1 protein-coding gene is annotated in these 1,128 nt (G+C 38.5%); it reads right to left on the reverse strand.

All coding sequences use genetic code 11. From position 1 onward, the window contains the following. Positions 1–894 (reverse strand): alanine--tRNA ligase-related protein (locus AC1DRF_RS29040; protein ID WP_477742446.1); only part of this gene is annotated, 894 nt, incomplete at its 3' end. Positions 895–1,128: the final 234 nt, after the last annotated feature.

Genomic DNA, 1,128 nt, shown 5'->3' on the forward strand with positions numbered 1-1,128 from the left:
GTACAGAAATGAACCTTCTTTTTTGGCTTCTAATTCACTTGCTAAATAAGCTGCATTTTCATTTTTTAATTCTTCTAGTTGTTTTTGCAGCTCTTTTTGTTCAGTCTCCAATTTTTTAATGCGTTCTACAACTAATTCACGGCTTGTGCTGAATTTATTGCTAATTTCTGCTACGATTTCTTGAGACTGCTGATAATCAGCTAATGCACGCATGCCGCATTTAAAAAAGAGGCGTGTATTGCCGCGCTGCTTTTCTGTTTTCGTAAGTTTAATAAGGCCAAGTTCTCCAATTTGATTCACATGCGTACCGCAGCAGGCAGAAACATCAATGCTGTCAATTTCCACAATGCGTACCACTTCGTCTTCTAGGTCGGGTACTTTGCGAAGCGCAAGAGTATGTAGCTCTTCTTTTTTCACTTCGTACGTTTTAATGTGACCGTTGCTGTAAATAGCGTCATTTACAACTTTTTCAATGTGTAATAACTGCTCATGAGATAACTGAGGTACATTCAGATCGATAGAGACTGCTTCGCTTCCTAAGTGAAAGCTAACGGTGTGAATATCATATGTATCGATTAATAGAGCCGAAAGTAAGTGCTGTCCGCTGTGCTGTTGCATATGATCAAAGCGGCGATGCCAGTCAATTTCACACGTGACGTTCGCTTGTTCAGGGAGTGTATCGACGATATGATATACTTCTCCATTTTCTTCATACACATCTTTCACGTCGATTCCGGCAATATTACCGTAGTCAGAAGGCTGCCCGCCTCCTTCTGGATAAAAAGCGGTTTGTTTTAACGTTAATACGTAGCCATTCGAAAGAGAGCGCGTCTCTATCACTTCAGTTTCCCATGTTTTTATGTAGGGATTGCTATAATAAAGTCTTTCTGTCATATTCATCATCCTTTCTAGTAAAACCCTATCTAACTTTTTCTATAGTATCAGAAATATGTTTCTTCGAACATGGATAAGCTAACTTGTAACAATAAAACTGGGTGGGACATATGAAAAATACTGTTTATATTTATACGCGGGATTTAAAAAGAATTTTCACCAATTGGGCGATGATTATCATTGTGCTGACGCTTATGATTCTGCCGTCTTTTTACGCATGGTTTAATATAAAAG

This window comes from Priestia sp. P5_B4, assembly GCF_056400385.1.